General features: G+C 38.0%; 15 protein-coding genes. 7 read left to right on the top strand and 8 right to left on the bottom strand.

The genetic code is table 11. The features are described from left to right. Positions 1 to 62: 62 nt before the first annotated feature. Positions 63 to 3554, top strand: a complete 3492-nt coding sequence (locus ACKU4N_RS07965; RefSeq protein WP_321322249.1) for a PPi-type phosphoenolpyruvate carboxykinase family protein — start codon at positions 63 to 65, stop codon at positions 3552 to 3554. Positions 3555 to 4077: 523 nt separating this feature from the next. Here ACKU4N_RS07965 and ACKU4N_RS07960 read toward each other — a convergent pair. The 8 genes from ACKU4N_RS07960 to ACKU4N_RS07925 all read right to left on the bottom strand — a co-directional run bounded on the left by ACKU4N_RS07960 (position 4078) and on the right by ACKU4N_RS07925 (position 15955). Then, positions 4078 to 5313 carry a hypothetical protein gene (locus ACKU4N_RS07960; RefSeq protein ID WP_321322247.1) on the bottom strand — a complete coding sequence of 412 codons (1236 nt, stop codon included), beginning with the start codon at positions 5311 to 5313 and terminating at the stop codon, positions 4078 to 4080. Positions 5314 to 5432: 119 nt separating this feature from the next. Next, positions 5433 to 6431 (bottom strand): (Fe-S)-binding protein, encoded by a 999-nt coding sequence (locus ACKU4N_RS07955; RefSeq protein WP_321322246.1) that lies wholly within the window; start codon positions 6429 to 6431, stop codon positions 5433 to 5435. Next, the gene (locus tag ACKU4N_RS07950; protein ID WP_321322244.1) at positions 6428 to 8260 is read right to left on the bottom strand and encodes an FAD-linked oxidase C-terminal domain-containing protein; all 1833 of its coding nucleotides are present in this window, start codon (positions 8258 to 8260) and stop codon (positions 6428 to 6430) included. The genes ACKU4N_RS07955 and ACKU4N_RS07950 overlap by 4 nt, the downstream gene beginning before the upstream one ends. Before the next feature lie 150 nt (positions 8261 to 8410). After that, on the bottom strand, positions 8411 to 11296 hold the full coding sequence (locus tag ACKU4N_RS07945; protein ID WP_321322242.1) for an FAD-binding and (Fe-S)-binding domain-containing protein: 2886 nt from the start codon (positions 11294 to 11296) through the stop codon (positions 8411 to 8413). A gap of 146 nt (positions 11297 to 11442) precedes the next feature. Further along, complete coding sequence (locus tag ACKU4N_RS07940; protein ID WP_321322240.1) at positions 11443 to 13101, bottom strand: L-lactate permease; 1659 nt, start codon at positions 13099 to 13101, stop codon at positions 11443 to 11445. 16 nt (positions 13102 to 13117) lie between these two features. Beyond that, positions 13118 to 13309, bottom strand: a complete 192-nt coding sequence (locus ACKU4N_RS07935; protein WP_321322238.1) for a hypothetical protein — start codon at positions 13307 to 13309, stop codon at positions 13118 to 13120. Positions 13310 to 13321: 12 nt separating this feature from the next. Next, positions 13322 to 15472, bottom strand: coding sequence for an L-lactate dehydrogenase (quinone) large subunit LdhH (ldhH, locus tag ACKU4N_RS07930; protein WP_321322236.1), 2151 nt, complete (start codon positions 15470 to 15472; stop codon positions 13322 to 13324). Between the two features lie 9 nt (positions 15473 to 15481). Beyond that, positions 15482 to 15955: a LutC/YkgG family protein gene (locus tag ACKU4N_RS07925; protein ID WP_321322234.1), complete on the bottom strand. Its 474-nt coding sequence runs from the start codon at positions 15953 to 15955 to the stop codon at positions 15482 to 15484. 639 nt (positions 15956 to 16594) lie between these two features. On the opposite strand from ACKU4N_RS07925, the gene ACKU4N_RS07920 reads away from it, so the two are divergent. From ACKU4N_RS07920 to ACKU4N_RS07895, 6 genes are all read left to right on the top strand, one after another. Next, on the top strand, positions 16595 to 17344 hold the full coding sequence (locus tag ACKU4N_RS07920) for a hypothetical protein (RefSeq protein ID WP_321322232.1): 750 nt from the start codon (positions 16595 to 16597) through the stop codon (positions 17342 to 17344). A 428-nt stretch (positions 17345 to 17772) separates the two neighbouring features. Next, positions 17773 to 18879: a tyrosine-type recombinase/integrase gene (locus ACKU4N_RS07915; RefSeq protein WP_321322231.1), complete on the top strand. Its 1107-nt coding sequence runs from the start codon at positions 17773 to 17775 to the stop codon at positions 18877 to 18879. 338 nt (positions 18880 to 19217) lie between these two features. After that, a complete protein-coding gene (locus ACKU4N_RS07910) occupies positions 19218 to 19631 on the top strand; it encodes a Fur family transcriptional regulator (protein WP_101262580.1) in 414 nt (137 codons plus the stop codon). A 77-nt stretch (positions 19632 to 19708) separates the two neighbouring features. After that, entirely contained in the window at positions 19709 to 20107 is a 399-nt protein-coding gene (locus ACKU4N_RS07905) for a DUF6769 family protein (protein WP_101262578.1), read from the top strand. Positions 20108 to 20176: 69 nt separating this feature from the next. Next, a complete protein-coding gene (locus ACKU4N_RS07900) occupies positions 20177 to 20647 on the top strand; it encodes a hypothetical protein (protein ID WP_101262576.1) in 471 nt (156 codons plus the stop codon). 36 nt (positions 20648 to 20683) lie between these two features. After that, positions 20684 to 25024, top strand: a complete 4341-nt coding sequence (locus tag ACKU4N_RS07895) for a CusA/CzcA family heavy metal efflux RND transporter (protein ID WP_101262574.1) — start codon at positions 20684 to 20686, stop codon at positions 25022 to 25024. Positions 25025 to 25032: the final 8 nt, after the last annotated feature.

Raw genomic sequence — 25032 nt, 5'->3', positions numbered from 1 at the left:
AACGAGAAAAAATAAGTAAATTTGGTTCCGTCATTCCCTAAGCAAAAATAAATTGGAGACATATGCAAAGTAAAAACCCAAGTAGAATTGAAATTAAATCGAAGGAGGTTAAAATTGATCAAAAAGATTTGATTCGTTATATCAACCTTCAGCTTGCCGCAATGGGCCAGCCTATTTTCACGGAAAATTCCGAAGGAGAAAAAAATCAATTATCTGACCCAAAATTTATTCAGCTTACCGATAGCTTAATAAAAAATTATCGTGCTCAATCACGATTATTGGCAGATCATTTATGTCCTGTCGATCAACGTATACAAAACTTTTTAAATGAATATTTGGAAGATATTGACACGGAAGTTGCAAAGCTTCCTAGTTCAACCTTTATTCTGGACCAACCAGGAATAGCAAGAGAATTAAGTCTTCCACCAGATAAGGATGAACACATCACAGAGTTATTAAGCTCTTATAGAATAAAACAAGGTGTACTTCACAACCCAAAACACGATAGAAGAACTACAAGCGGTTCATTTCATATTGTGGGGGGTAGTTTGCCGGTACCTTTAGATAAAATTGAATTGCCTAAAAAAGCTTTTGGTAAATTTCTACAGGCAGCTTTCTCACCCAGCCCGGAATTAAAACAACTTCCATTTACAGCAACTCAAGAAGAAAAAGCTGAACTGATGGTATCTCTTTTATTACGCCCGATAGTATGTCCGGAAGTAAAAGGAATAATCAGTCAAAAATCAATGGAGGTTCGCTTCTTTGCTCCTGGCAGCTTAGTAAGTAATCTTGATTTTGTTGAATCAATTTTTGGTAATGCCGGTGATCCTAACATTCCTGCTAACGATGCTGGTTTGGATATTGAACATTGGACAGGACATACGGGTTGTATTGTACTGGCTCCACAGTTATTGAACCTTAAAAAGAAAGAATTAGGCTTACCTCATTACGATGATGCTACTGAGCGTCAGAGAAATGATGGCGTTTGCTGGAAGGATGAAAATGAGCTTTACAACAACGGAAATGCATTTAAGCTAACATGCCGCAGCGAAAAAGGTGTTGTAATTACCTTGATTGCTGATAACTACTTTGGCTACTCTAAAAAGGAAATCAAAACTCAAATTAGTTTCTCAGCCAATCTTTATGGTTTAGCTGAAGAAGAGCATTCTGGCGGCGCAATTGCATTCCCCCGTAAAAATTTGGGTGACAGCTTTAGCGGTGCACTTTTCATGAATAATGTATTAAAAAAACAGTACAGTTTTGATGAAATGGTAAAACAATTTGGTGAAACAATGAATGTTCATCCGGAAGGTTATGCCGTTGACAAAGAATATTCAGACATCTATTACATAAACGAAAATGCTAATATTGATGTTTATGAAAGTAAGGTAAGCTGGGAAAAGGATGGTAAAGAACAAAGCATTCGTTTGGTACCTAATAGTTACTACGTTCACCCTTCCGGATATAAAATGCACATGGAGAAGCATCCTTCGGCACCATCGTGGAGATTGGTAAGTACTGCTTCGGAGGGAACTTTCTGTCACAAACCTTGTACTGTTTCCGGTGGAGGTAAATCTGAAATTTCAAAATCGTTATTAAATGCAATCATTTACAGCTCTTTCTATATCCAGGATATGGAGAAAGACTTTAATATTGCTGATCAGGTAATCAATCACGATTATACAAAACGTTGGAAAGATACTCCAAACAGAACAACTCCATCAAGATCTCTTTTAAGTTCTGACCGATCCTTAGGTTCTGTAGTGAAACTGTTAACTCCTTCGAAATATTATACTGCCGAATACAATGAATTTCTGAATACTATTCCGGATCATGTTAAAGCATTGGTATTATTTGTAAAGAGATTCTACCGTCCGGAAAGAACAGACAGCAGCTGGAGAGATTACTTCTCGGTTGATGTTATTAACGGAAGAAAAGGCCACGAGTTGCTCTTCAATAATCGTAAAATTGTTGCCAGTTACTTACGGGTAGGATTCGCAGGTGATAAATCATGGTATTTAAATAAGCTGCGTCAGGATTTTATTGCCGCAGCCAAAATTCAAATGGAAGATGATATTACAGCTTCAGTTGTACTCCCTGCCAGCCGATTCAGTTATTTGAATGATTGTTACGACAATAAGAGTATTAAGCTGACTACAAATTGTGAACAACGTTTTTTCCAACGTCCGGATGAAGCAGTTCACAGAGGATACGATAAGGAAGCTGAAGCAGATCTTTCAATGAGAAATAACTTTACATCAAACTATGAGCCTCTTACCAGAGAAGACGGTAAGGAATTGTTGGCAGATGCAATTGGTTTCGATTTATATACAAAGCCAATTAAAGAAATCATTCGACAAGGTGCTGAAAGCAAGAAGTCAAATTACTTTATTTCTCCTTCACACACTCGAATTGTAGATGGAAAACCGTCTCAAAACCCTCGCTATTTGCAGATTAGACCTGACTTGGTTAATCCTGTTGACGATCGATTAGCTGAAATTGGGATTCGTTTGGCTAGAAAAATTCCTTTGAATGAACCAGTACATCATCCGGTAAATGCGGTTTTACCTGGTCGCAGAAATAATCCTGCTGATAAAAAAGCCGGAATTCGTGCATTGAGTGTTTACAACCCAATTCATTATCAGGAATTGCCTGAATTGTTCATGGATTTTATTTGCAGTTTAACAGGTAAATCTCCTTCAACAACAGGTGCTGGTTCTGAAGGCGCTTTAACAAAAGGTCCTTTCAACATGTTATCTCCAACTACTGATTTAAACAATGCCTTACTTTCATACATCCTTACCGGATATCAAGGGTTTTCATCAGCTGCAGGTCACGTAGGTACCGAAAATCGATTCGATCATGATGTTTCATTGTTAATTCCTGAACTTTGGTGTCGATTGAAAGAGGAAAACCGTGATCCTAAATTATTAATTCAAGAAGGTTCTCTTGAGAAGCTTTCTGATTTTGAATACGAAGGCGAAACAATTCATGCCAGTCGTTTAGGATATCGTATTACAGAAGAATTCCTTTTCCGTTATATGAATCGAATCTTTGATGAGCCTCAAAACGTTTTTAACGAAAGAATGTTAAAACCTGAGATTCAGGATCTGGAAGCTTATGCTGATGGGATCAAAAATATCGTAGAAGCTCAAGAAAAAGTTGCAATCAACTTCTTTAAAGACAATAGTGTTTCTGCAGCAATTCCTCCATTGCAAATTCTTTTAAATATTATGGCCTACGGCCACTATAATGGAAAAGAAATAAGCGATCCGGAGCTGCGTAAGCAATTCGACCGTGAATTGGTAATTAACTCATCCTGGTATCAGGCCCGTTTGAAAAACAAGCAGCAAATTGACATTAATTTCCACGAAAAACAAATTGCTTACTTAGAGGCTTTCATGGCCAACAAGATAAACGCAGAATGGAATGACGAATTGAGTTTGGAAGAACGTTTCTGGAAAGCTAAAAAAGAACTGGAACACGTTAAAACAGAAGAATATCTGCAAAGTTTAGTTGGTACAATTGGTGCCGATCCTTTATTTAAGGCCTAAAACGGACTTTGATGCTAAAATAATTGGGAACTCTACTATAGGGTTCCCTTTTTTTATTCGGCAAACTGAAAAAAAAATGCCCGTGATATAGGGGAATCACGGGCAACAATTCTAAAGGGTTAATTAACCTACTAACCAGCCTTACAGCTGAATTTTTATGAGTTCTACCTCTCAGTAAGAACCCGATACTAAAGATAAAAAAAAAAATTAAATATTTTTAACATTTTGTAACATTTCCCTTTCTTTAAAACAATTCCAAACTCTTCATAATATTGAATATAGATGTATTTTAGAACTTATGTCTGCCTAATTTTATAAGCGTACTAAATGATTTACAGAATTTAGAAGGATTAGATTAGGCAGTATAATAGTTACATATACAACATTATTAATGGATATAATAAAAAATTAGCTTCGATTATAAACCGAAGCTAATTGTAAATTAAGAAACTAATTCTTTGACGAACTTATTTCCTAAACACTTAAAATTGAAAAACAGACTTTCTATATTTATTTAATATTCTTAAAATGAATATTTAAAATGTACGCTCAAACGGGTGCTTCCCACCTCTTTCGAATCTGCAACCTTACCGTTAATTTGAGTTGTACCATAAGCTGCTGCAGTATATAATGCCTGGGTACCTATCATGAAACTTCCGGAATGAAATTCAACTCTGGGACCAAACTGATAGATATAATCAATGTTTGAACCACGGCTATACAAACCAACAAAACTACTTCCATTCATTGCCAAATTATCATCAGCACCTAAGTTCTTGGTATAACCCGCAAAAAGTCCATAGCGTACATTACCCGTTCTTGTATGTAAATCAGACCAAATTGAAGATGTTTTCACATTTGTGTATTCGTAATCGCCATTGGCCTTAACAGCTTTTACACCGTAGCCGCCTATCATCACAAAATTATACATGTTTTGTCCGTAGATCGTCTGCAAGTTCCAAACTAGTTTATCCGTTTTAACTGTCATCCAGGCATTCATTTGGTAACTGCTCAACATTTCATCGGTTTTTAAACCTGCTGAATTCACAACCATAGGCTTTAAGAATTTATAACCTGCTGTTGCACCCAAAGTAAATCCTTTCGCAAAATCGTACTTAACCTGAGCTGAAAATTCAGGAATACTGGCTTGCTGTACATATTTAACATCGGCACCATCCGGACCATTCGATTTAAAATCCATTTCGGATAATGCAGCAATAAAAGCATAACCTTTGTCTCCTAATTTGCGGGTATATCTAAACTGAGGAGCTCTTCCCAACACATTAAAAGGTAAACCTCCCCCCCAATGAAGCACATCAGGATAAGAAGATGTTACAAACATAGGATGCCAGGTTTTACCCACCAAAAGTTCATCTTTTCCCCAATCTAATTTTACAAATGCATGTCTTAAACGAAATAAACCAATTTTATCATTCGAAGTACCCACAAAATCACCTTGAATTGTAGCAGATCCTTTAGCTCCAAAAGCCTCGAAACCAGTAACACCAAAACTTAAACGAGAATGAATGGTAGTCATGAACAATTCTGAACGGTCATTTAAATCGGCTCCATTTGCATCAAAAGATTTTGCTGCAGGATAAAGAATTACATCTCCTTCACGAGTATTCACAGACTTACGACTATCAAGAATTGATTCTGCCGATACGAAACCACTGATTTTAACTTTTACCTCATCAGCTTTTTGAGCTATAGTTACTAAAGGAAGAAATCCCAGCAACATCAAATAAATTTTCTTCATATTAATTTGGGTTTTTTGAATTGAAACAGAACATGATCTAATTCTCCCGAAACGAATTCATATACTAATTATATAAATAACAGATCATGCCTGTTTCCATCTTTGTGATTAATAATTTTTTATTTTCTTTTCGCAGTAGTTGCTCTGTCAACTAAATAAACGATCGATTGGTAAGAAACGCCGCTGTTTAATGTTAAACCAATTTCACAGGTTCTACTTGTTGAATACCCATTCTTAACTTCGGCAGGATGTTGAATTTTCAGATCACGTAAACCATGATCATTCAACTCGGAGTGAGTGAATCCGCGATCACCGGCAAAACCACAACAATTTGTTTCTGGCTTAACTACATTTTTAGCACAAAGCTTCGCCAGATCAACTAACTTATCTTCCACACCCAATTTTTTAGCTGAACATACAGCAAATACTGAAACTGTTTCATCAAGTTGTTTAAAATTTAAGTGATCTTTCAAATGATCCATTATGAATTCAATTGGTTCGTATAGTTTCAATCTTGACTCCATATTCTCCTTCATGGTATACAAGCAAGGGCTCATGTCGCAGAGAATTGGATATTCCCCGTTGTTGCTTGCTTTTTTCAAAGCGGCTTCCAAATTATTGGATTTTTTCATTCCAGCTTCTTTAAAGCCTTTACTCAAAAATGCCATACCACAACAATGGTTGTTTAAATCCTCAGGATAAATAATTTCATATCCTGCCTTTTTAATCAACTTCTCCATCTTAATGGTCAAAGCCACCTTTTCGTCGTAATCTTTCGATACGCCCATACTTCTGTTGATACAAGATGGGAAATAAACGACCTTTTTAGGATTGTTTTTATTCACTGCAGGTGGAACAATTTTGGGTGATCCTTTTGGAAAAGCCTTGGTCCAGCGAGGAATTGTATTTCCTGATAAAGTTCTTACACCACCAGCAATTCCACCCATCAAGCCTGATCCAAGTATGGAGTGAAAGAAATTCACAGTATTCAGACCCACTTTAGCATAGGACTGAACTTTATCCATATTATCGGCACACCACATGGCATATTTCTTTGCTTTTGGTGATGCATCATCCGCCCGAAGTTCCTTAACCAGTTTGCCGGTATCAATTTTCACAGGACAACTAAGCGCACACAAACTATCGGTAGCACACATTTGCAAGGCCTCGTAATCGAATTGTTTACCATACCGGCTAACTCGTGAGGAGTCTCTCCAGAGGCTTTTAAACGAGTAATTTCGCGGTAAACAGCAATTCTTTGGCGCGGACTTAAAGTCAAGTTGTGTGATACACATGATGGTTCGCAAAAACCACACTCCATACACTGATCTATTTTTTCGTGAGCAGCAGGAAGAGGTTTCAAATCCTTTAAATGAGCTTGTTTATCGGCATTCAGGATAACTCCCGGATTGATTAAAAAATGAGGATCGAAGATGGCCTTGATTTCCTTCATCAGATTGTAAGCATCTGTACCCCACTCCATCTCAACATAAGGAGCCATATTTCGTCCGGTACCGTGCTCCGCTTTTAGAGCTCCATCGTAACGGCCAACAACCAAATCGGCCAATTCATCCATGAATTTGGCATACCTGTCGATTTCAGGTTGGGTTCCAAAATCCTGAGTAAATACAAAGTGTAAATTGCCTTCCAAAGCATGACCAAAAATAACCGCTTCCGAATACTTGTACTTTTTAAACAAGTCCTGAAGATCCAAAGTAGCCTCGGCCAACTTTGGTACCGGAAAACAAACATCCTCAATAATAACAGTGGTTCCCACTTTACGCATACCGCCAACTGTTGGAAGTAAACCTTTACGGATTTTCCAAAGCATTGCAAATTCAGCAGGAACATCAGTAAATTCAATGGGTAATTCCACCTGAATATCCCGAAGGGAATTTGTAATTATTTCAATCTGCTTGTTTAATGTTTTAGCATCACCCGCTCTGGTTTCCACTAAAATAGCAGATGCACCAACCGAAAGTGTTTTTAAATAAGCAGGCACTCCAACATCATTCTCAACCGAACGCAATGCAGCCCTATCCATTAATTCAACCGCAGCAACAGGCTCCGATTTTAAAATTGAAACCGCCCGGCAGGCTTTCTCAATATCAGGGAAAATCATTAATGAACTTGCTTTGTGCTTGTGCTCAATTACCGTTCTGTAAACCACCTCAGAAATAAATCCTAAGGTTCCCTCAGAACCAATCATAAGGTGAGTTAAAATATCAATCGGATCCTTGTAATCAACCAAAGCATTCAGGCTGTAACCGGTTGTATTCTTCATTTTGAATTTCTCGTGAATCCGGGCATTCAAAGTCTTATTCTTCCGAATAGCTGCGGCCAATTGACTAATGCCCTTCAGCATGTCAAGATGAGTACTTTTAAACGAAGCAATACTTTCCTTACAGGAGGTATCCAGAACGGTTCCATCATGCAAAATTACACGGATAGAATCGATTGTTTTGTAAGAATTCTCAGAAGTTCCACAACACATTCCTGATGCATTATTGGCAGCAATACCACCAATCATTGCCGCATTAATAGATGCAGGATCCGGTCCGATTTTCTTGCCATATCGTGCCAGCAAAGCATTTGCACGGGCACCCGTAATACCTGGCTGAAGACGTATTTTTTCGCCATTATCAAGTATCGTATGCTTTTTCCAATGCTCTCCCGCAACCACCAAAACAGAATCACTTATTGCCTGCCCCGATAAACTGGTTCCTGCAGCACGATAAGTAACCGGTATGTTTAAATTATGACATTCCCTCATAATTAAACTTACCTCAGCCTCACTTTTCGACTTTACTACCAATTTAGGAATTAGCCGGTAAAAACTAGCATCGGTTTCCCATGCAAGCGTATGAAGAGGATCATGAAACATTCTGTTCTTATCAATTGACTTTAGCAATCGTTCGTGTAAAATTTTATATTCTCCTGTCAGCATATTTTTTCTTGTTTCTATTTTCAAATAGGAACCAAACTATCCCTTCCTAAAATCTTTCTACAAGCTGAAAACGGCAATCGAATCAAACTCTTCCATTTCAGCTTGTAAAAAAAATTCCGGTCCTTTGCAATCTTCCACCGAATAAGGATGTTAAATTGCAGCCACCTGTTTTTTCGCCTTCTTTTTCTTGTAATTAACTTGCTTGTTTTTTCCTGTTGTTACACGATCAACCAAATAAATAATCGACATGTATGGCACTCTTCCATTTGTACTCAAGCCAATTTCACAGGTTCTACTGTTGGAATAACCTGCAATCACCTTTTCCTTTTCAATTATCGGATGAAGTTTTCGCAAAGCGTACTTATTTACTTCCGGAAAATTAAAACCTCTGTCTCCTGCAAAACCACAACATCCAACTTCGTCAGGCAATACCACATGCTGTGCACATGCCTCAGCAACAGTTTTTAGAGCCGGAGTTAATCCCATTTTTGTGGTGGTACAGGTTGAGTGAATGGTAATTACTTCATTTACCTTTTTAAAGTCCAATTTGTCCATTAAGAATTCATGAATAAATTCAACTGGTTCGTAAAGCTTTAAGTCTTTATCCATTACTCTTCTCATTCTGTACAAACATGGAGATGTATCGCACAAAACAGGATATTTTCCATTTTCAGAAGCTTTTACCAAAGCAGCTTCCAATTCGGATGATTTCTGATCTGCATGCTTGATCAAGCCCTTACTTTCCCATGGAGTACCGCAGCATAAATTGCTCATTCCTTCAGGGAAAATTACCTCGTAACCTGCTTTTTCAAGTAACTTTTGGGTAACCATATGCAATGGCTCCTTGTAAGGATCTCCTTTTGCAGGTCCCATGGTTTGTGCAATACACGATGGAAAGTAAACCACACGTAATGGATTCTCCTTGTTGATAGGTTTCGGTTTTGGTGCATTAGCTCCTTTCGGCATAGCAGGAGTCCACAAAGGAATGTTATTTCCGCTTAAGGTTCTAAAACCACCGGCAACAGCTCCAAGTAAAGTAGAACCCATCACCGTATGAACACCATTCACGAATTTTAAACCTCCACGAATAGTAGAACCAACCGTTGAGAAATTATCTGCAACCTTCTGACTGATTTTAAAAGCACGCGGAGTATCCACATTTAAGGACCGAAGGTATTTAATGAACTTACCGGTATCGATACCTACAGGGCAGGACGTTGCACATAAGCCATCCCCGGCACAAGTCTGCTCACCAAGATAATCAAATCCTTTCTTCAATATTTTGTATCGTTCCGGATCCTCTCCTGTAGTTTCCAGACGTTTTAGTTCCCGCTGTACAACGGTACGCTGACGAGCAGATAGGGTAAAACCGGCAGTTAAACAGTTTACCTCGCAAAAACCACATTCAATACATTTATCAACCAACTCGTGAACAGGAGCAAGTGTTTTAAAATTCTTAGTATAACACTCCGGATCTTCGTTAATAATAACGCCCGGATTCAATAAATTCTTAGGATCGAAAAGTTGCTTTACATCTTTCATCAACTGATAAGCCTCTTCGCCCCATTCATGTTTTACAAACGGAGCCATATTTCTGCCCGTTCCATGCTCTGCTTTCAGCGAACCATCGTACTTGTCAATCACTAATTCATCCACCTCGTGCATAAAGCTTTTATACTGCTCCAATTCTTCGGGTTTATCAAAATTCTGATTGAAGATAAAGTGAAAATTTCCTTCCAAAGCATGACCGTAAATCACACCATCTTTGTATCCATATTTAGCAATCAAATTCTGCAAATCTAAAGTTGCCTTTGGCAAATCATCGATATGAAAGGCTACATCCTCGATAATACAAGTAGTACCTGTTTCTCTTAAACCACCAACTGCAGGAAATACTCCTTTTCGGATATCCCAATATTTAGAATACTCCTCTGGTTTATCGGTAAATTCAATTGGGCGAACCGTTTCGTAGGCCGACAACAGCAATTTAATTTCACTAATATTGGCATTCAATTCACTTTTACTATTGGCCAATGTTTCTACCAAAATAGCAGTTACGCCATCAGGGAAATCTTTAATAAACGGAGGAATACCATCAGCATTTTCTACTGATCGTAAAGCCACACGATCAAGCATTTCAGCTCCGTGTACAGGCCCTGGTTTTATGGTTACAACCGATTGACATGCAGTTACGATATCACTAAAGTATATCATTGCACTGGCCTTAAATTTATGGTTTACCACAGTTTTCATGGTCAATTCCGACATAAAAGCCAAAGTCCCCTCTGATCCCACCATCAAATTCACGATAATCTGAAATGGATCTTCGTAATCGATAAATGGATTGATACTCAAACCAGTTGTATTCTTAATGCTGTATTTGTAACGAATACGTTCTGCCAAGGTTTTATTCGCGCGAACTTTATCACGCAATTCTTCAATCCTACGGATAAAATCGCCGTGTGTCTTTTTAAAATCAGCCTTGCTTGCAGCATCCCCGGTATCCAAAATAGTGCCATCGGCAAAAATCAAGCGAGCTGACAGAATTGTTTTATAAGAATTCTCATGAGTACCACAATTCATACCAGAAGCGTTATTCATAACAATACCTCCGATCATTGCAGAATTAATGGATGCCGGATCTGGTCCCAATTTTCTTCCGTAAGGTGCCAAAACCTTATTCACACGACTTCCAACCATACCCGGCTGCATTCGAATTGCTTCGCCGTTTTTAAGAATATCGAAATCTTCCCAATGTTTTCCTGCAACAATTAAAATCGAATTGGTAATTGCCTGACCAGCTAAACTGGTTCCTGCGGCACGAAAAGTAACCGGTAGATTATACTTATCAGCTAAAAATACAGCCTTTTGTACTTCAGCTTCATCTTTTGCCCGAATAATAATCTGAGGTATTAATCGGTAAAAACCAGCATCCGTTCCATACGCCAAATTTCTAATTTCATCTGTATACAAACGTGACTTTTCTATGGTCAATTTGATCTCATCATAGAATTTTTTATAATCTCCTGTAAGCATCTTTATTCAATTTTATTAGCTGTCAATATCAAGTATTCAATGAATAAGCAAGTCTTAAATTGGTAACTTGTATGACAAATGTACGTTTTCAGTCTTTAAATATGAACCAAATTTTCAATTCAATGAAAATTTGGTTCCTAAATAGTTTACAATGGCAAAGGATTAAAGCCTGATGAAATTAATACAACAACAATTATCATCACCATTAAATAGTAAATAAAGGCTGGTATCGAGTTTCTTCTAATGATTGTTCCCTCTGCACCAATACAACCAACGGTAGCACATACAGCAACCACATTGTTCACACAAATCATATTTCCTAAAGCCGCACCAATGGTTTGAACTGAAACAATTAATACCTGAGGAATACCCAAAATAGTAGCTGTTTCGAACTGAAGTGAAGCAAACAGCAGATTGGAAACTGTAGCCGATCCTGACATAAAAGAACCTAAAATACCTACGATAGGTGCAATTATTGGATATGCATTTCCCGATAAATCAGCAATTGCAGTAGCCATAGTAGTTAACATACTATCCATTCCTGCTCCGTTCGTTCCCGATTTCAGCATTAGCTGAACCATTGCAACACCGGCAAATAATGCTATTGCAGCACCGGTAATTTGTTTAAAAGTTGTTTTCCATGAAGAAACAACCTGTTTTACCGACATTTTATGCATAAAATTTGTGATCACTGCAACCAAAATAAAAGGGATAGTTCCCGGCAAATAAGCCCACTTCAACACGTATGTTAAACCATCAATACCAAAAAGATTCGAAAGTGTTAGTGTCTGAGATGCCAACCATCCTTTTAAACCTAAAGATGGAATACGGGTAACTACTAAAATAACCGCAATTAATACGTATGGCATCCATGCTTTAACCAATCCCATTTTTGCTTCACCGGTATCACCATTGGAATCATTAGATTTCCAATTTTCTTCCCACTCTGATTTTGGAGGAAAATCCCATGACGTTTTAGGCATAAGGAAACCTCTTTTTGCCGCAAAAATGATAATTCCAAGACCAATAAATGCGCCTAGTAATGATGGAAGATCCGGTCCAAGAGTTGAAGCGATTAATACGTAAGGAATTGCGAAAGCCAAACCGGCAAAAATTGCAAACGGAGCTGCTGCCAATGCAGGCTTAATCGATTTTTCTTTGCCAAAAAACTTAGTCATAATCATGATTCCAAGCAAAGGAATAAAAATACCAACCAAAGCGTTTGGAATAGCAATCCATTCGGTTAAGGCCATTTTAAACACATCAGGATTTGCTCCGATATTGTGTAAGTTTTGCTCCAAAGTAACCATAGCACCACCACTGATTGGCGTTCCTACAGCTCCGAAAGGCACTGGTACCGAATTAAAAATTAAAGCAACCATTGCGGCAGCCAAAGGAGGAAATCCGAGTCCGACCAACAAAGGACCGGCCAGAGCCGCAGGAGTTCCAAATCCGGCAGCACCTTCAATAAATGCTCCGAACATGAAACCTATAATAATGGCCTGAATTCTTCTGTCGGTGGTAATTCCATTAAATCCATTATTGATCGTTGTCATTGCTCCCGACAACTTCATGGTATTCAAAATAAGAATGGCACCAAAAATAATGATTAAAATATCCAATGCTTTCAGAAAACCAAAAACTGAATAGCCCATGATGTGGAATATATCAATTTCCCATACTGTGTAGGCAACTACCACCGATAACAGCAGTGATAAAGGCAAAGCCTTTTTTGCTCCCCAATTGAAGCCTACCATCAGAACGATGGTTAATAAAATAGGCGAAAAAGCTAATAATGCGTCCATAAAAAATAATTTAGGTTTAGTTACAAATTGTATTACTGATTGTAGTAAACGGGTTAGATCTACTGTATTTTTCGATAATTGAATTGTCCAATTTTTTAAGATTTCCGTTCATTGCACTAGTGCGCATCAAAACGTCGAGGTCGATAAGTTTTTGTTTTAAAACTTCCAGACTTTTATTTATATCTATCTTATCATTATTGAAGTCCATAATTCATAATTTTTATTTCCCGATGAGCTCAACATACTTTTCAATAAATTCGGTTAGATGAAGCACTTTAACAGGCACTTTTTTATGCATCAAACCACCGTTAATCTGCATCACACATCCCGGACAATCGGTAACCAATATCTCAGCCTCACTTGCCTTAATATTTTCTATTTTCTTGGTTAATATTCCGTTCGATATAGTTGCAAAATCCAGAGAGTAAGTTCCTCCAAAACCACAACACACATTGCTGTCGGTTAATGGAATAAATTGTTTTCCGATTAATTTGGAAAGGAAGGCTTCAGCAGAATAATCCAAGGATCTGGAATCGTGGCAAGGAGTATGATAAGTAACCCTCTTATTCCCCTTCACTTTAAAACGGATGTTGTTATTTTCTAAAAACTTCCCGATTGGTGTTACCATATCGCCCAATTGAGCTGCTTTTTTGTAACGGTTTGGATCTTCTTTGGTAAAATCTAAAAATTCGTGCTTGATGGCTCCTCCGCAGGTAGGACACAATACCAACAGTGCCTCATAGTTTTTAGGTTCCTGCAGATTATCAAGGGTATTGTAAATCATTGTTTTTGCATTTTCAGGATCACCTGATGCAATGGCAGGAATACCGCAGCAGGCTGCTTTTTTAGGAATATCAACCTGAAAACCACTTTTCTGAAGCAGTTTTACCATGGCCAATCCCATTTCCGGATAAAAATATTCGATAGCACAGCCAGGATAGAAAAATACTTTTCGTTCGGATGAAAACTGATCGTATCCATCTTTGTAAAAACGTTTGCTAAAGGTTTTTGAAGCCAAAGCCGGAAATTTTCTGAAATCCATTTCTTTGGGCAGCATTGGAATGGTACCTATTATTTTTTCCTGATTTAATGGATTCGTTTTTGTTAAAGGAAACTGAAAGTTAGCCCCAAGGCTCAACATCGATTTCATTCGGTCGGGTTTTGCAACCAAACTCTTAAATACTTTTTTCTTTATAGGGTTGATGCCGTATTTTTTACCGACAACCAATTTCAACTCAGAAATTAAAGCCTGCAAATCAATGCCCGAAGGGCAATTAAAAGAACAGGCACGACAACCGATACACATTTTTAAAATGTCCTTGGCCGCCTCGTCGCCCTGATAAAGGGCTGTTAAAATCAGACCAATTGAACCGATGTAACGATCGCCGTAAACATGACCACCCACCATTTCGTAGGCCGGGCAAATATTGGCACAACTACCACAACGAATACACTTTAGTGCCTCTTTGAACTTAGGATGTTCGAAAAATGCCAAACGACCGTTATCCAAAAACACATAATGGGTTTCCTTTACGCCGTCTTCATTTTTATGAGATGGAACCCTACCTTTAATCCATGTAGTATACGAAGTAATGGTTTGTCCGGTAGCACTTTTCGGCAATACCCGAACAATATCCAAGGCCTGATTAAAATCGTCACACAATTTCTCGTATCCAACCAATACAATATGCACAGGAGGCACAGTAGACGACAAGCGGGCATTTCCCTCATTGGTTACCAAACCAATTGTACCTGTACTGGCTACAGCAACATTGGCTCCTGTCATTCCAACACCAGCTTTAAAATAAGAGCTGCGAAGAAATCGACGGGCAATTTCAACCATTGCTTTAATATCTTCAGGATCTACCGCTTCTCCTGTATAATCGGAAAAAATTTTGGCAACCTGCTGTCTTGTTTTATGAATAGCCGGCATTACCATGTGCGATGGATGCTCACTGGCCAATTGAAGAATCCACTCTCCCAAATCGGTTTCGATAGGCTGCAGTCCTTCCTTCTCTAAATAATGGTTGAGTAAAATCTCCTCCGAAGTCATCGATTTACTCTTCACCATGTATTTGGCATTGTGCTTTTTCATTACATCAGCAATGTATTTACAGGCATCATCGCCTGTTTTTGCCTGAAACACTTTACAACCGTGCTTCTCAACATTCGCTTTAAACAAGTGGAATTGCTCCATCACCTTGTTTAAGTCTCTGTCTTTTATATCGTGAACTTTTGTTCTTAATGCTTCAAAATCCAATCCTTTATAAGCATTGTCTTTAGAAGCCTTATATGCTGTTGCAAAACCTTTCAGGTTCTTATACAAAACCTCATCGTTTATTTTTTCCTGTATCTTATCGTGAATCTTCATGGCTTCTTCTTATAAATCATTTACAATATAAACTGTCATCTCTTTTGGTCCGTGTACTCCAACTGTTAAAACACGCTCGATATCAGCAGTACGGCTGGCCCCGGTAATAAAAGCGACATAGCCACCCATATCCGAAGTTCTCTCCTCAATAAAATCAGCTACGTCGTTTAAGGAAGCCACCAGTTTACTTAAAGGCATTACAACAAATAACTTCTCGGCCAGACAGGTTGCCAAACGTTTGTTTTCGTTGCAGCTATCAATAACAACCGTTCCCGTTTCCGCAATGGCATAATCAACTTCTACCAGCGCATTTTTAATGCCTGCTTCTCCGGCTTGCATATCTTTTAACTGATTAAAACTTGGAACATCGATGTATTCGAAACTTTCCTTTTGTAAGAGGTTTTTAAATTCTTCTGAAGACAGAATCTGGTTATCGTTTCCGACCAGTGCTGATTTGTCTAAAAAAAATTCCAGGTTATTCATATGATTATAATTTTAAGTTTTTGCCATATGAAACTTACCATGCAAGGATGATCATCTCCTTGTGTGTCAAAATAGATTTGGCACGAACGTTTCATATATTTTTAGCTTATGGGTTTTAAAAGATTTGTCTGAAAAGGTGACTATTTGGGAATCTCTCTAACCAAGAGCAATGCCAAGAATTTCACTCATTCGTTATTCAGAATCATTCTATTCGGTTGTGTGCTGAATGCCTGAATGTTAACACATGCAAAGGTTTTCAGAAAATCGGATTTAAAACGATTCCGAAGGTGTTCAGAACTGCACACACACATATCTGCAGCTGTGCAGTTATGAACAAATGTTCAGTTTAAGACGGCAAATACGACTGGTTTTGGAAGGCTGATTTTGCGATTGTCCAGTGGCATGTTATTCCAAAAAATTATTCTATCCCGAAACAGAAAACCTAAATTATATTTATCTATAATTTAAATTAACAGTTAAAACCCCTGCAAACACTGACTTTTTTTATGGAATCATAAAATAAATTATAAATTTATTAGCATAATTTTTTATTTTTAACATACATTTCCTACTTTAGGAATTCCAAATGATTTTTTTTACAAATCCGGTTGATGTTTCAACCCTAAAAAACCCTAATAAATGACAGATGTAACAACAACAAAAACAATTAATGAATTGGTTCTTGAAATTTCTGAAGACAAAATTGTTTCGACTACCATCCCCGTAGCCATTGCCATTGGCGAGGCCGGAGTACTTCACCAATATGCCCTGGAAGACAAAGAAGCGCTTTTGGCAAAAGGACTCAGCGAGGATACAATTAATGAGCTTGCACCAAGAGCTAAATTTTTGCAGGAACAGCAATCGGTTTGGACTGCTGTTTATGAATCGGCTTTAACCAGCACACAAGAGTGGGAAGAAAAAATTGAGGAAGCCAGCCTGCTGCAACGCGAATTAAAGTATGATTTTCAGTTTGCCTACCGAAACCATCCGGATATTCTGAAAAAACTACAAAACATTCTTGATGGCAACGGCCACATGGATTTAATTCAGGACATGAGCGACTACCCCGCTTTTGCCAGACAATATCCTGAACCTTTGGAAGCCATCCTTTTTGACAAATCGAAAACTGAGCGTGCCCAACAGCTCTCCCACGAGCTTTTCGACCTGATGAACAAGGTTGACGGCGTAAAAAACAGCAAAAACCGGCCTGAAAAACTAATGCGCGACCGAGCCTACACTTACCTGAAGCAATTGGTCGACGAAATTCGTGCCTATGGCAAGTACGCCTTCTGGAACGACGAAGAGAAACAAAAAAGGTATTCGAGTGAGTACGGAAGAAAGAAACACACAAAAAATGATAATGAAACAGAAACAGTGAGCTCGCTGTAACCCCTATTACTGTTGACTCGTTTTGCTCTAGGATGGTGTTTTTGGCTACGGGAATCATGACTCATCCTACGGGCGTTCAATTTTGGCTACCGAAGCAGTAATTCATCCTACGGGCGTTCAAATTTTCTTACTGGAGTCATACTTCATTCTTCAGGCGCAAAAATATAGACTACTGAGATATCAATAGCTTCTACGGGAATAGTAAATAGACAACTAGAAGTCATGCTATTCCCGATTAACTACATACAAGTTGGACAGAGCACCCCGGGCGAAAGCCTGGGGTGTTTTTTGTTCTGCCTGGAAAAGCAAAAAGTACTTTCTGCCCTACAAAAAAAACTCATCTCATTTTCCTGCTTATTTAATTTGATTCTGCTTTGCTAAACAATATTCATTTTATAATTTAGTAACCCTTTAACAAGAGCATGTAAATGAGCACAAAAATCCACCTATCGGCCAATACGCATCGCAGTAAAGAAATTGTAGTCATTCAATTTAACTACAGTTCGGAAATTGTGAATCGACTAAAGCAGAACTTCCCTGCCCGATGGAGCCAAACAAAAAAATGCTGGTGGATAGCCCGAAAAGATTTCGATTACAGGAAGTTTAAGGAGGTGTTCGCCTCAGATGAAATTATTATTGATGATCAAAAAACGAGTATTACAAGCACTAAAAAAGATACAAAGTTTAAATTAAAGCTTCCTAAAGGATATCTTGAGAAACTGGAACAAAAAAGGTACAGCCCACAAACTATAAAAATATACACCAGTTATTTTAATGATTTTCAAAAACATTTTTCAGACAAAAACCTACTCGATATCACCACAGATGAAACCAATACGTACATTCTGAAATTAATAAAGACCAAAAGCATTTCTACCAGTCAGCAGAACCAAAGAATCAATGCCATTAAATTTTACTACGAAAAAGTTTTAGGTAAGGATAGAAAAGTTTACAAGATAGATCGTGCCAATAAGGCTAAAATATTGCCCACCGTACTAAGCAAGCTTGAAGTAAAAGCCATTATTAATAGCTGTACAAATAAAAAGCACAAATGTATTCTATCGTTAATTTATTCGGCAGGACTCAGGAGAAGTGAATTAGTTAATTTAAAACTGAGCGATATTGATTCTACACGGGGATTAGTAATAATAAAAAATGCCAAAGGAAATAAAGACCGGGTTTCTTTACTGTCTCCCCTACTTGTAAATGAATTGAGAGATTACTATAAAAATTACAAGCCAAAAGTATATTTATTTGAAGGGCAGGAAGTTGGAAGCAAGTATAGTACCACCAGTGTAGCGAATATATTAAAACAAGCATGTACAAAAACCAGAATTAAGAAAAAAATTAGTCCACACACCCTGCGCCACTCATTCGCAACACACTTATTGGAACAAGGTACGGATTTACGATACATTCAAAACTTACTGGGACATAGTTCGTCGAAAACAACCGAAATTTACACTCATGTTTCCACTCAAAATATTAGTCAAATAAAGAACCCAATTGATGACATATTTAGTGATTCATCATAATATGTGTACATTACCGCCCTATATGGGTCGGTAAATACACTTTTTAAAAAAATATAAACGAAATAAAGCCCATTGCTTTATTTAGGAGTTAGCAACAAGGCGAAAAAAGACATGCAATTATAAAAGTTCGGTGCAAACTTGGAGGAATTTATTTTGTTTTTTCTCCCCCCGCAAAAAGAAGAAGGGAAACCCTGACCCACATTGCAGCACATTTCCAAGACCCCACAAGCCAACACCCAAACCAAAGGCTTGTAAAAGAGCTGCAATTCTGCCTACGCACCGGTGCTTAATTGTTACATTTGAGCTTTGAACAAACCGAGATTATTGAAATTAGTAAAATGAAAAAGGAAATAGACAACAAACTCAACTTGAAAAATATCAAACCAACCGCAATGCGACAGTTGGTTTTACAAGTTCTGACAGAACAAAAAACGGCTATTAGTTTACCTGAATTAGAACAAAAATTTGAAAAAGCGGATAAGGCAACTTTGTATCGAACGCTAAAAACATTTCAGGAAAATAAACTGATTCATTCGATTGAAGATGGTTCGGGTTCTTTAAGATATGCGCTTTGTCAGGATAATTGCAAGTGCGCCCCGGAAGACCTGCATGTCCATTTCCTTTGCACAAAATGTAATCAAACGTTTTGTTTAAACGACATTCCTGTTCCTACAATTAACCTTCCCAATAGATTTTCCCTCGAAAGTGTAAATATGGTAGTTAAAGGAATTTGTTCAAATTGTAAAAAATAACTTTGCAACTCAGTTGCAAAAACTTTATCGTACATTTGTCGTTATAATATTGAAAAACATTTTAAATAGCTTATAGATTGATTTTAAAAGGAAAACATACAAGCAAATTTCTTATCCTCGTTGCAGGGATAATTATTTTTGCCCATGCTGTTATTCCCCACCACCATCATTTCGATTCAATAGAAGCCCATCAGGAAAACTTAGAATGTGAGAACACCAACCCGGATAAACACAATGAAAACCCGGATACGCATTGTCATGCATTTAATCTTATTATTTCCGAAAAAGCAAACGATTTAGTTGTTAATACTCCATCTGAATCAAATTTTCATTTCGACCTTTTTTGTGTTGAGTCAAATCCTGAATTAACAGTTAGGGTTGAAGACCCATCTAAAACCTGTTTTTTTATCTCGACGCTGCAAAAGCAAAAATTCCTTACAAGCCGTTCATTAAGGGCACCTCCCGCTACTGTTTAGTTTCCTTTCGATTTTTTTAATTCCGGTAAAGCATTTTATCGACAGTATTAATCACTTAATCTTTTTAATATGAAAAAAAAGAGGTTAAGCAAGCAGCAGCTTCTTGAAAAGCAAAAGCTTGACGAAAAAAAATTTAACAGGGCTATGCTGATTAGTTTCGGCATCCTTTTCATTGGCGTATTGTCTGTTCTTGTTTTTTATACCTACTGGTGCGACTCAAGATTTGCCTGGCGAAAAATTGCCTGGTTTAAACAAGAAGTGCCTGCATATTGGATATGCATGAATGGGGATAACCTCCAAATCCATGAAAGCACCAAAGCGGTTTTCGATGACAAAATTTACTATTTCTGTAGCCAGCAATGTTTCAATCATTTAGTAAAGCATTTTAAAGAAGTGGCAATAGTAACTGATGCATTTTCGGGAGATTCAATAAATAAAGCTGACGCAATTATCGGACTTAAAACAAGGAATAAACAGGACGTGGTCTATTTCAAAAACAAAGAAAATTTCAATAAATATTATGAAACGAAAAATAAATAACAAGAGCAAATTAATAACTAAAAAAATATTTATACAATGATAAATAGTATAATATCCTTTTCAATAAAGAATAAGGCACTTATCGGGCTGATGACAATCGGACTGATTATTGGCGGAATATATTCCATGACCAAAGTGCCACTTGATGCCATGCCCGACATAACAAATAATCAGGTTTTGGTAATTACTACTGCCCCTAATTTGGGTACAGAAGATATTGAACAGTTTGTAACCTATCAGGTAGAATTAGCCGTGGCAAACCTCCCTGATGTGACTGAAATACGAAGTGTATCGAGGTTCGGGCTTTCTGTTGTAACTATCGTTTTTAAAGAAAGTGCCGGAACTTATTTACCCCGGCAATTGGTAAGTGAAGCCTTAGCAGAGGTAAAAGAAAAAATCCCTGAAGGTTTTGGACAACCTTTTATGGCACCTATCAGCACAGGATTAGGCGAAATCTATCAATATACGCTTGAAGTACAACCGGGTTTTGATACCATTTACGATGATATGGAACTCCGTACCATGCAGGAATGGATTGTAAAAAGGCAAATGGCAATGCTACCCGGTGTTGTTGAGGTAAACTCTTTTGGTGGTAGGGGAAAACAATACGAAGTTGCTATTAACCCGGATAAACTTCGGAGCATGGGATTAACAATTTCCGATGTTTTTGAAACCCTTGAGGACAACAATCAGAATACCGGTGGAGCATATATCGAGAAAAACTTTCAAGCCAATTTTATCAGGGGCGAAGGATTAATGAGGTCGATTGATGATATTAAAAATACTTTAGTTGCAAACATCGATGGACAACCTGTTTTTATGAGGGATGTGGCAGAAGTTAAATACGGTAGTTTTGTCCGTTATGGTGCTTTTACAAAAAATGGAAAAGGAGAAGCAGTTGGTGGAATTGTAATGATGTTAAAAGGGGAAAACTCGAATGATGTGATTAAAGATGTAAAAGAAAGGATAGGCTTAATCCAAAAATCACTTCCCGAAGGCGTTGTAATAAAACCTTTTCTTGACCGAAGTAAACTCATTAAAAGTACAACCTCAACGGTTGCCGAAAACCTTTCGCTGGGTGCTTTAATTGTAATATTTGTACTTGTAATATTCCTGGGAAATTTAAGGGGCGGTTTAATTGTGGCATCAACCATTCCATTGGCATTACTTTTTGCATTTATAATGATGAACCTGTTTGGGGTGTGGGCTAACCTGATGAGTTTGGGGGCGCTCGATTTCGGGATATTGGTAGATGGAGCAGTAATTATTGTTGAAGCCATGATATTTTACCTCCATCGCAAAAACCTTATCGGAACAAAACTCGACCAGGCGAAACGAAACGAAATTGCCTATAATTCGGCAAGCAAAATGATGAACTCAGCATTTTTTGGTCAGCTCATAATTTTGATTGTTTTTATTCCCGTATTAGCCTTACAAGGTGTCGAAGGTAAAATGTTCATCCCTATGGCAATGACATTTGGTTTTGCAGTATTGGGCGTGGTAGTATTGTGTCTCACCTATATTCCAATGATGGCAGCCTTATTTCTTCAACCACCTAAAACAGATAAAAAATCATGGGGGGATAAATTAATTGGAAAACTTGAAAAGATATATACCCCGGTAATCGGATGGTCGCTTAAAAGAAGTTGGATTGTAATCACAATTGCTTTTGTGCTGTTAGTCTCCGGCGGTTTTCTTTTTACACGAATGGGGGCTGAATTTATTCCCAAACTTGATGAAGGCGATTTTGCTTTTCAGGCATTTTTAAAGCCGGGTACTTCGTTAACTGAGGTTACAAAAACTTCCACAAGATTGGAACAAATTATATTGGAGAATTTTCCCGATGAAATAGAAAGTATTCAAAGCAGAATTGGGGTGGCAGATTTACCCATGGACCCGATGCCAATTGATATTGCTGATATTTTTGTGATATTAACCCCACAAGACCAGTGGACAAAAGCTGAATCAAAAGCTGAATTAATTGATAAGGTGAGAGAAAAAGTAAGCGTATTGCCCGGAATCAATTATGAATTTAGCCAGCCTGTTGAAATGCGCTTCAATGAATTGCTAACTGGTATTCGTCAGGATGTTGCCGTTAAACTATATGGCGATGATTTGGAAATGCTGGCTGACAAAGCAGAAGAAATTGCCGGGTTAATTTCTGGAATTGATGGTATTGCAGGTGTAAAAGCTGAAGCAACAAGAGGATTGCCTCAGATTACGGTTAATTACGATAGGAATAAGCTTGGTCGGTACAACTTGAATATTAAAGAACTAAATACCATCGTTGAAACTGCTTTTAGTGGTGGCGTTGCCGGAAGTATATACGAAGGTGAGCGGATGTTCGACCTTGTGGTACGCTTGGACGAAGAACATCGAACAAGTATTGACGATTTGCGAAACCTGTTTGTTAATCTTCCCGATGGTAATCAAATACCCTTAAAAGAAGTTGCTGAAATTAGTTATCAGCCAGGACCGATGCAAATTAGTCGTGACAATACCAACAGGCGTACCTATGTGGGGATTAATGTTGAAGGCAGGGATATTAAGTCGCTCGTAGAGGAAATTCAAACAACTTTAGATGAAAAACTGGAACTACCTACGGGTTATTATATTCGGTATGGGGGAGCATTCGAAAACCTCGAAAGAGCTTCTAAAAGATTGTCTCTGGTAGTTCCACTCGCTTTGGCATTAATTTTCATGTTGGTATTTTTTGCGGTTAAATCGTTTAAACAAACCCTCATGATTTATGTAGCTGTACCATTTGCCGCTGTAGGTGGTGTATTCTCATTATTTTTGAGAGATATGCCATTCAGTATTTCTGCCGGAGTGGGATTTATTGTATTGTTTGGTGTGGCGGTGTTAAACGGGTTAGTCCTCATATCGGGTTTTAATGAACTCAAGGCAGAAGGGAAACTCCATATCAATGATATAATTATTAAAGGTTCTATCAGGCGTATCCGTCCTATACTGCTAACAGCATCTACCGATATTTTAGGGTTTTTACCTATGGCTGTATCGGCTTCTGCAGGTGCCGAAGTTCAACGACCTTTGGCTACAGTTGTAATTGGGGGTATGCTTACATCAACTTTGCTAACCCTTATTGTGCTGCCCATTCTCTATAAATTTGTTGAATCGGGGGCTAAAAAAATAAAGTTGCCTAAACCGGCAATGGGTGTATTTTCTGTCCTTTTTATAATGGTAGGTCTGGGGATTTCAGGAAATGCCAATGCGCAGGATTCTTCACTAACATTGCCACAAGTCATTGAAAGGGCAAAAGAAAATTATCCTTCAATTAAAGCAGCCCAATTGGAAGTTGACAAACAGGAAGCTTTAAAAGCAACGGCTTACCAATTGGGTACAACCTCTGTTTACACGGGTAAAGAAGAAGTGGGAAACGGTACGCCCGGTATTCAAAACAGAATTGGGATTGGTCAGTCGGATATCGATGTTTTTGGCATTCCGGCAAAAAGCAAGTTAGCAAATGCACGCACCCAACAAGCTATTTCGGGGCAGAACCTTACCGAATATTCGTTAACCCGTGATGTTAGTATCGCCTGGTACAATGCGGTTCATGCCAAACAGCAATGGCAGCTTTATAAAGAACTCGACACCTTGTACGCCGACTTTCAGAAAGCTGCGGAATTGAGGTACAAAACACAGGCTACTTCTAAAATCGAATACCTTTCCGCTTCGGCTAAATACAAAGAATTGCAGGTTAATTTAAAGAAAGCTGAAAGCAACTATTTGGCAAGCTTGCAAATTCTGAATCAATACCTATTATACCCGGTTGCAGTAGATGTTAACATACAGGGTTTGGGGCAGTATGCTTTCAATATCGTTTCCGAAATTGATACATTGAGCGAAAGCCCGCTGCTGAATTATTATTCAACCGGGATTGATGTGGCAGAATCGGTATGGAAAGCGGAAAAAGCCAATTTCCTTCCAAAGTTAGACCTGGGTTATAAATGGCAGTCGGTTGACGGCAATTCCGGGTTTTATGGTTGGGAAGCAGGTATCTCTGTCCCGTTGGCATTCTTTTCACAATCGGGAAAAACCAAAGCTTCAAAAATTGACTTCCAAATTGTCAATCGGCAATACGAGCAAAAAGAACTGGAAATAAAAGCCGGGTACAATCAGCAAATTAGCCGTTACCTTACCTTGCAACAGGTTATCGACTACTACATAAAAGAAGCGTTGCCATTGGCAGATGAACAAATACAGGCATCCAACCTGGCATATCGGCTCGGAAGTATTGACTATGTTCAATTTATTCAAAACATGGCTACAGCAATCAACACAAAACAAGAATTTTTAAACCAGCAGGCAGAGTATTTTCAATTGTCTGCCCAATTGAAATATTTAACAGGTAAATAACCGAAAAA

The sequence above is a fragment of the Labilibaculum sp. genome (assembly GCF_963664555.1).
Classification (GTDB): domain Bacteria; phylum Bacteroidota; class Bacteroidia; order Bacteroidales; family Marinifilaceae; genus Labilibaculum.
This window is presented reverse-complemented; position numbering and strand designations above follow the sequence as displayed.

Coding starts and splice junctions, on each gene's coding strand:
- ACKU4N_RS07965 (WP_321322249.1), top strand. CDS start 63: ATGCAAAGTAAAAACCCAAGTAGAATTGAAATTAAATCGAAGGAGGTT.
- ACKU4N_RS07960 (WP_321322247.1), bottom strand. CDS start 5,313: ATGAAGAAAATTTATTTGATGTTGCTGGGATTTCTTCCTTTAGTAACT.
- ACKU4N_RS07950 (WP_321322244.1), bottom strand. CDS start 8,260: ATGCTGACAGGAGAATATAAAATTTTACACGAACGATTGCTAAAGTCA.
- ACKU4N_RS07945 (WP_321322242.1), bottom strand. CDS start 11,296: ATGCTTACAGGAGATTATAAAAAATTCTATGATGAGATCAAATTGACC.
- ACKU4N_RS07940 (WP_321322240.1), bottom strand. CDS start 13,101: ATGGACGCATTATTAGCTTTTTCGCCTATTTTATTAACCATCGTTCTG.
- ACKU4N_RS07935 (WP_321322238.1), bottom strand. CDS start 13,309: ATGGACTTCAATAATGATAAGATAGATATAAATAAAAGTCTGGAAGTT.
- ldhH (WP_321322236.1), bottom strand. CDS start 15,472: ATGAAGATTCACGATAAGATACAGGAAAAAATAAACGATGAGGTTTTG.
- ACKU4N_RS07925 (WP_321322234.1), bottom strand. CDS start 15,955: ATGAATAACCTGGAATTTTTTTTAGACAAATCAGCACTGGTCGGAAAC.
- ACKU4N_RS07920 (WP_321322232.1), top strand. CDS start 16,595: ATGACAGATGTAACAACAACAAAAACAATTAATGAATTGGTTCTTGAA.
- ACKU4N_RS07915 (WP_321322231.1), top strand. CDS start 17,773: ATGAGCACAAAAATCCACCTATCGGCCAATACGCATCGCAGTAAAGAA.
- ACKU4N_RS07910 (WP_101262580.1), top strand. CDS start 19,218: ATGAAAAAGGAAATAGACAACAAACTCAACTTGAAAAATATCAAACCA.
- ACKU4N_RS07900 (WP_101262576.1), top strand. CDS start 20,177: ATGAAAAAAAAGAGGTTAAGCAAGCAGCAGCTTCTTGAAAAGCAAAAG.
- ACKU4N_RS07895 (WP_101262574.1), top strand. CDS start 20,684: ATGATAAATAGTATAATATCCTTTTCAATAAAGAATAAGGCACTTATC.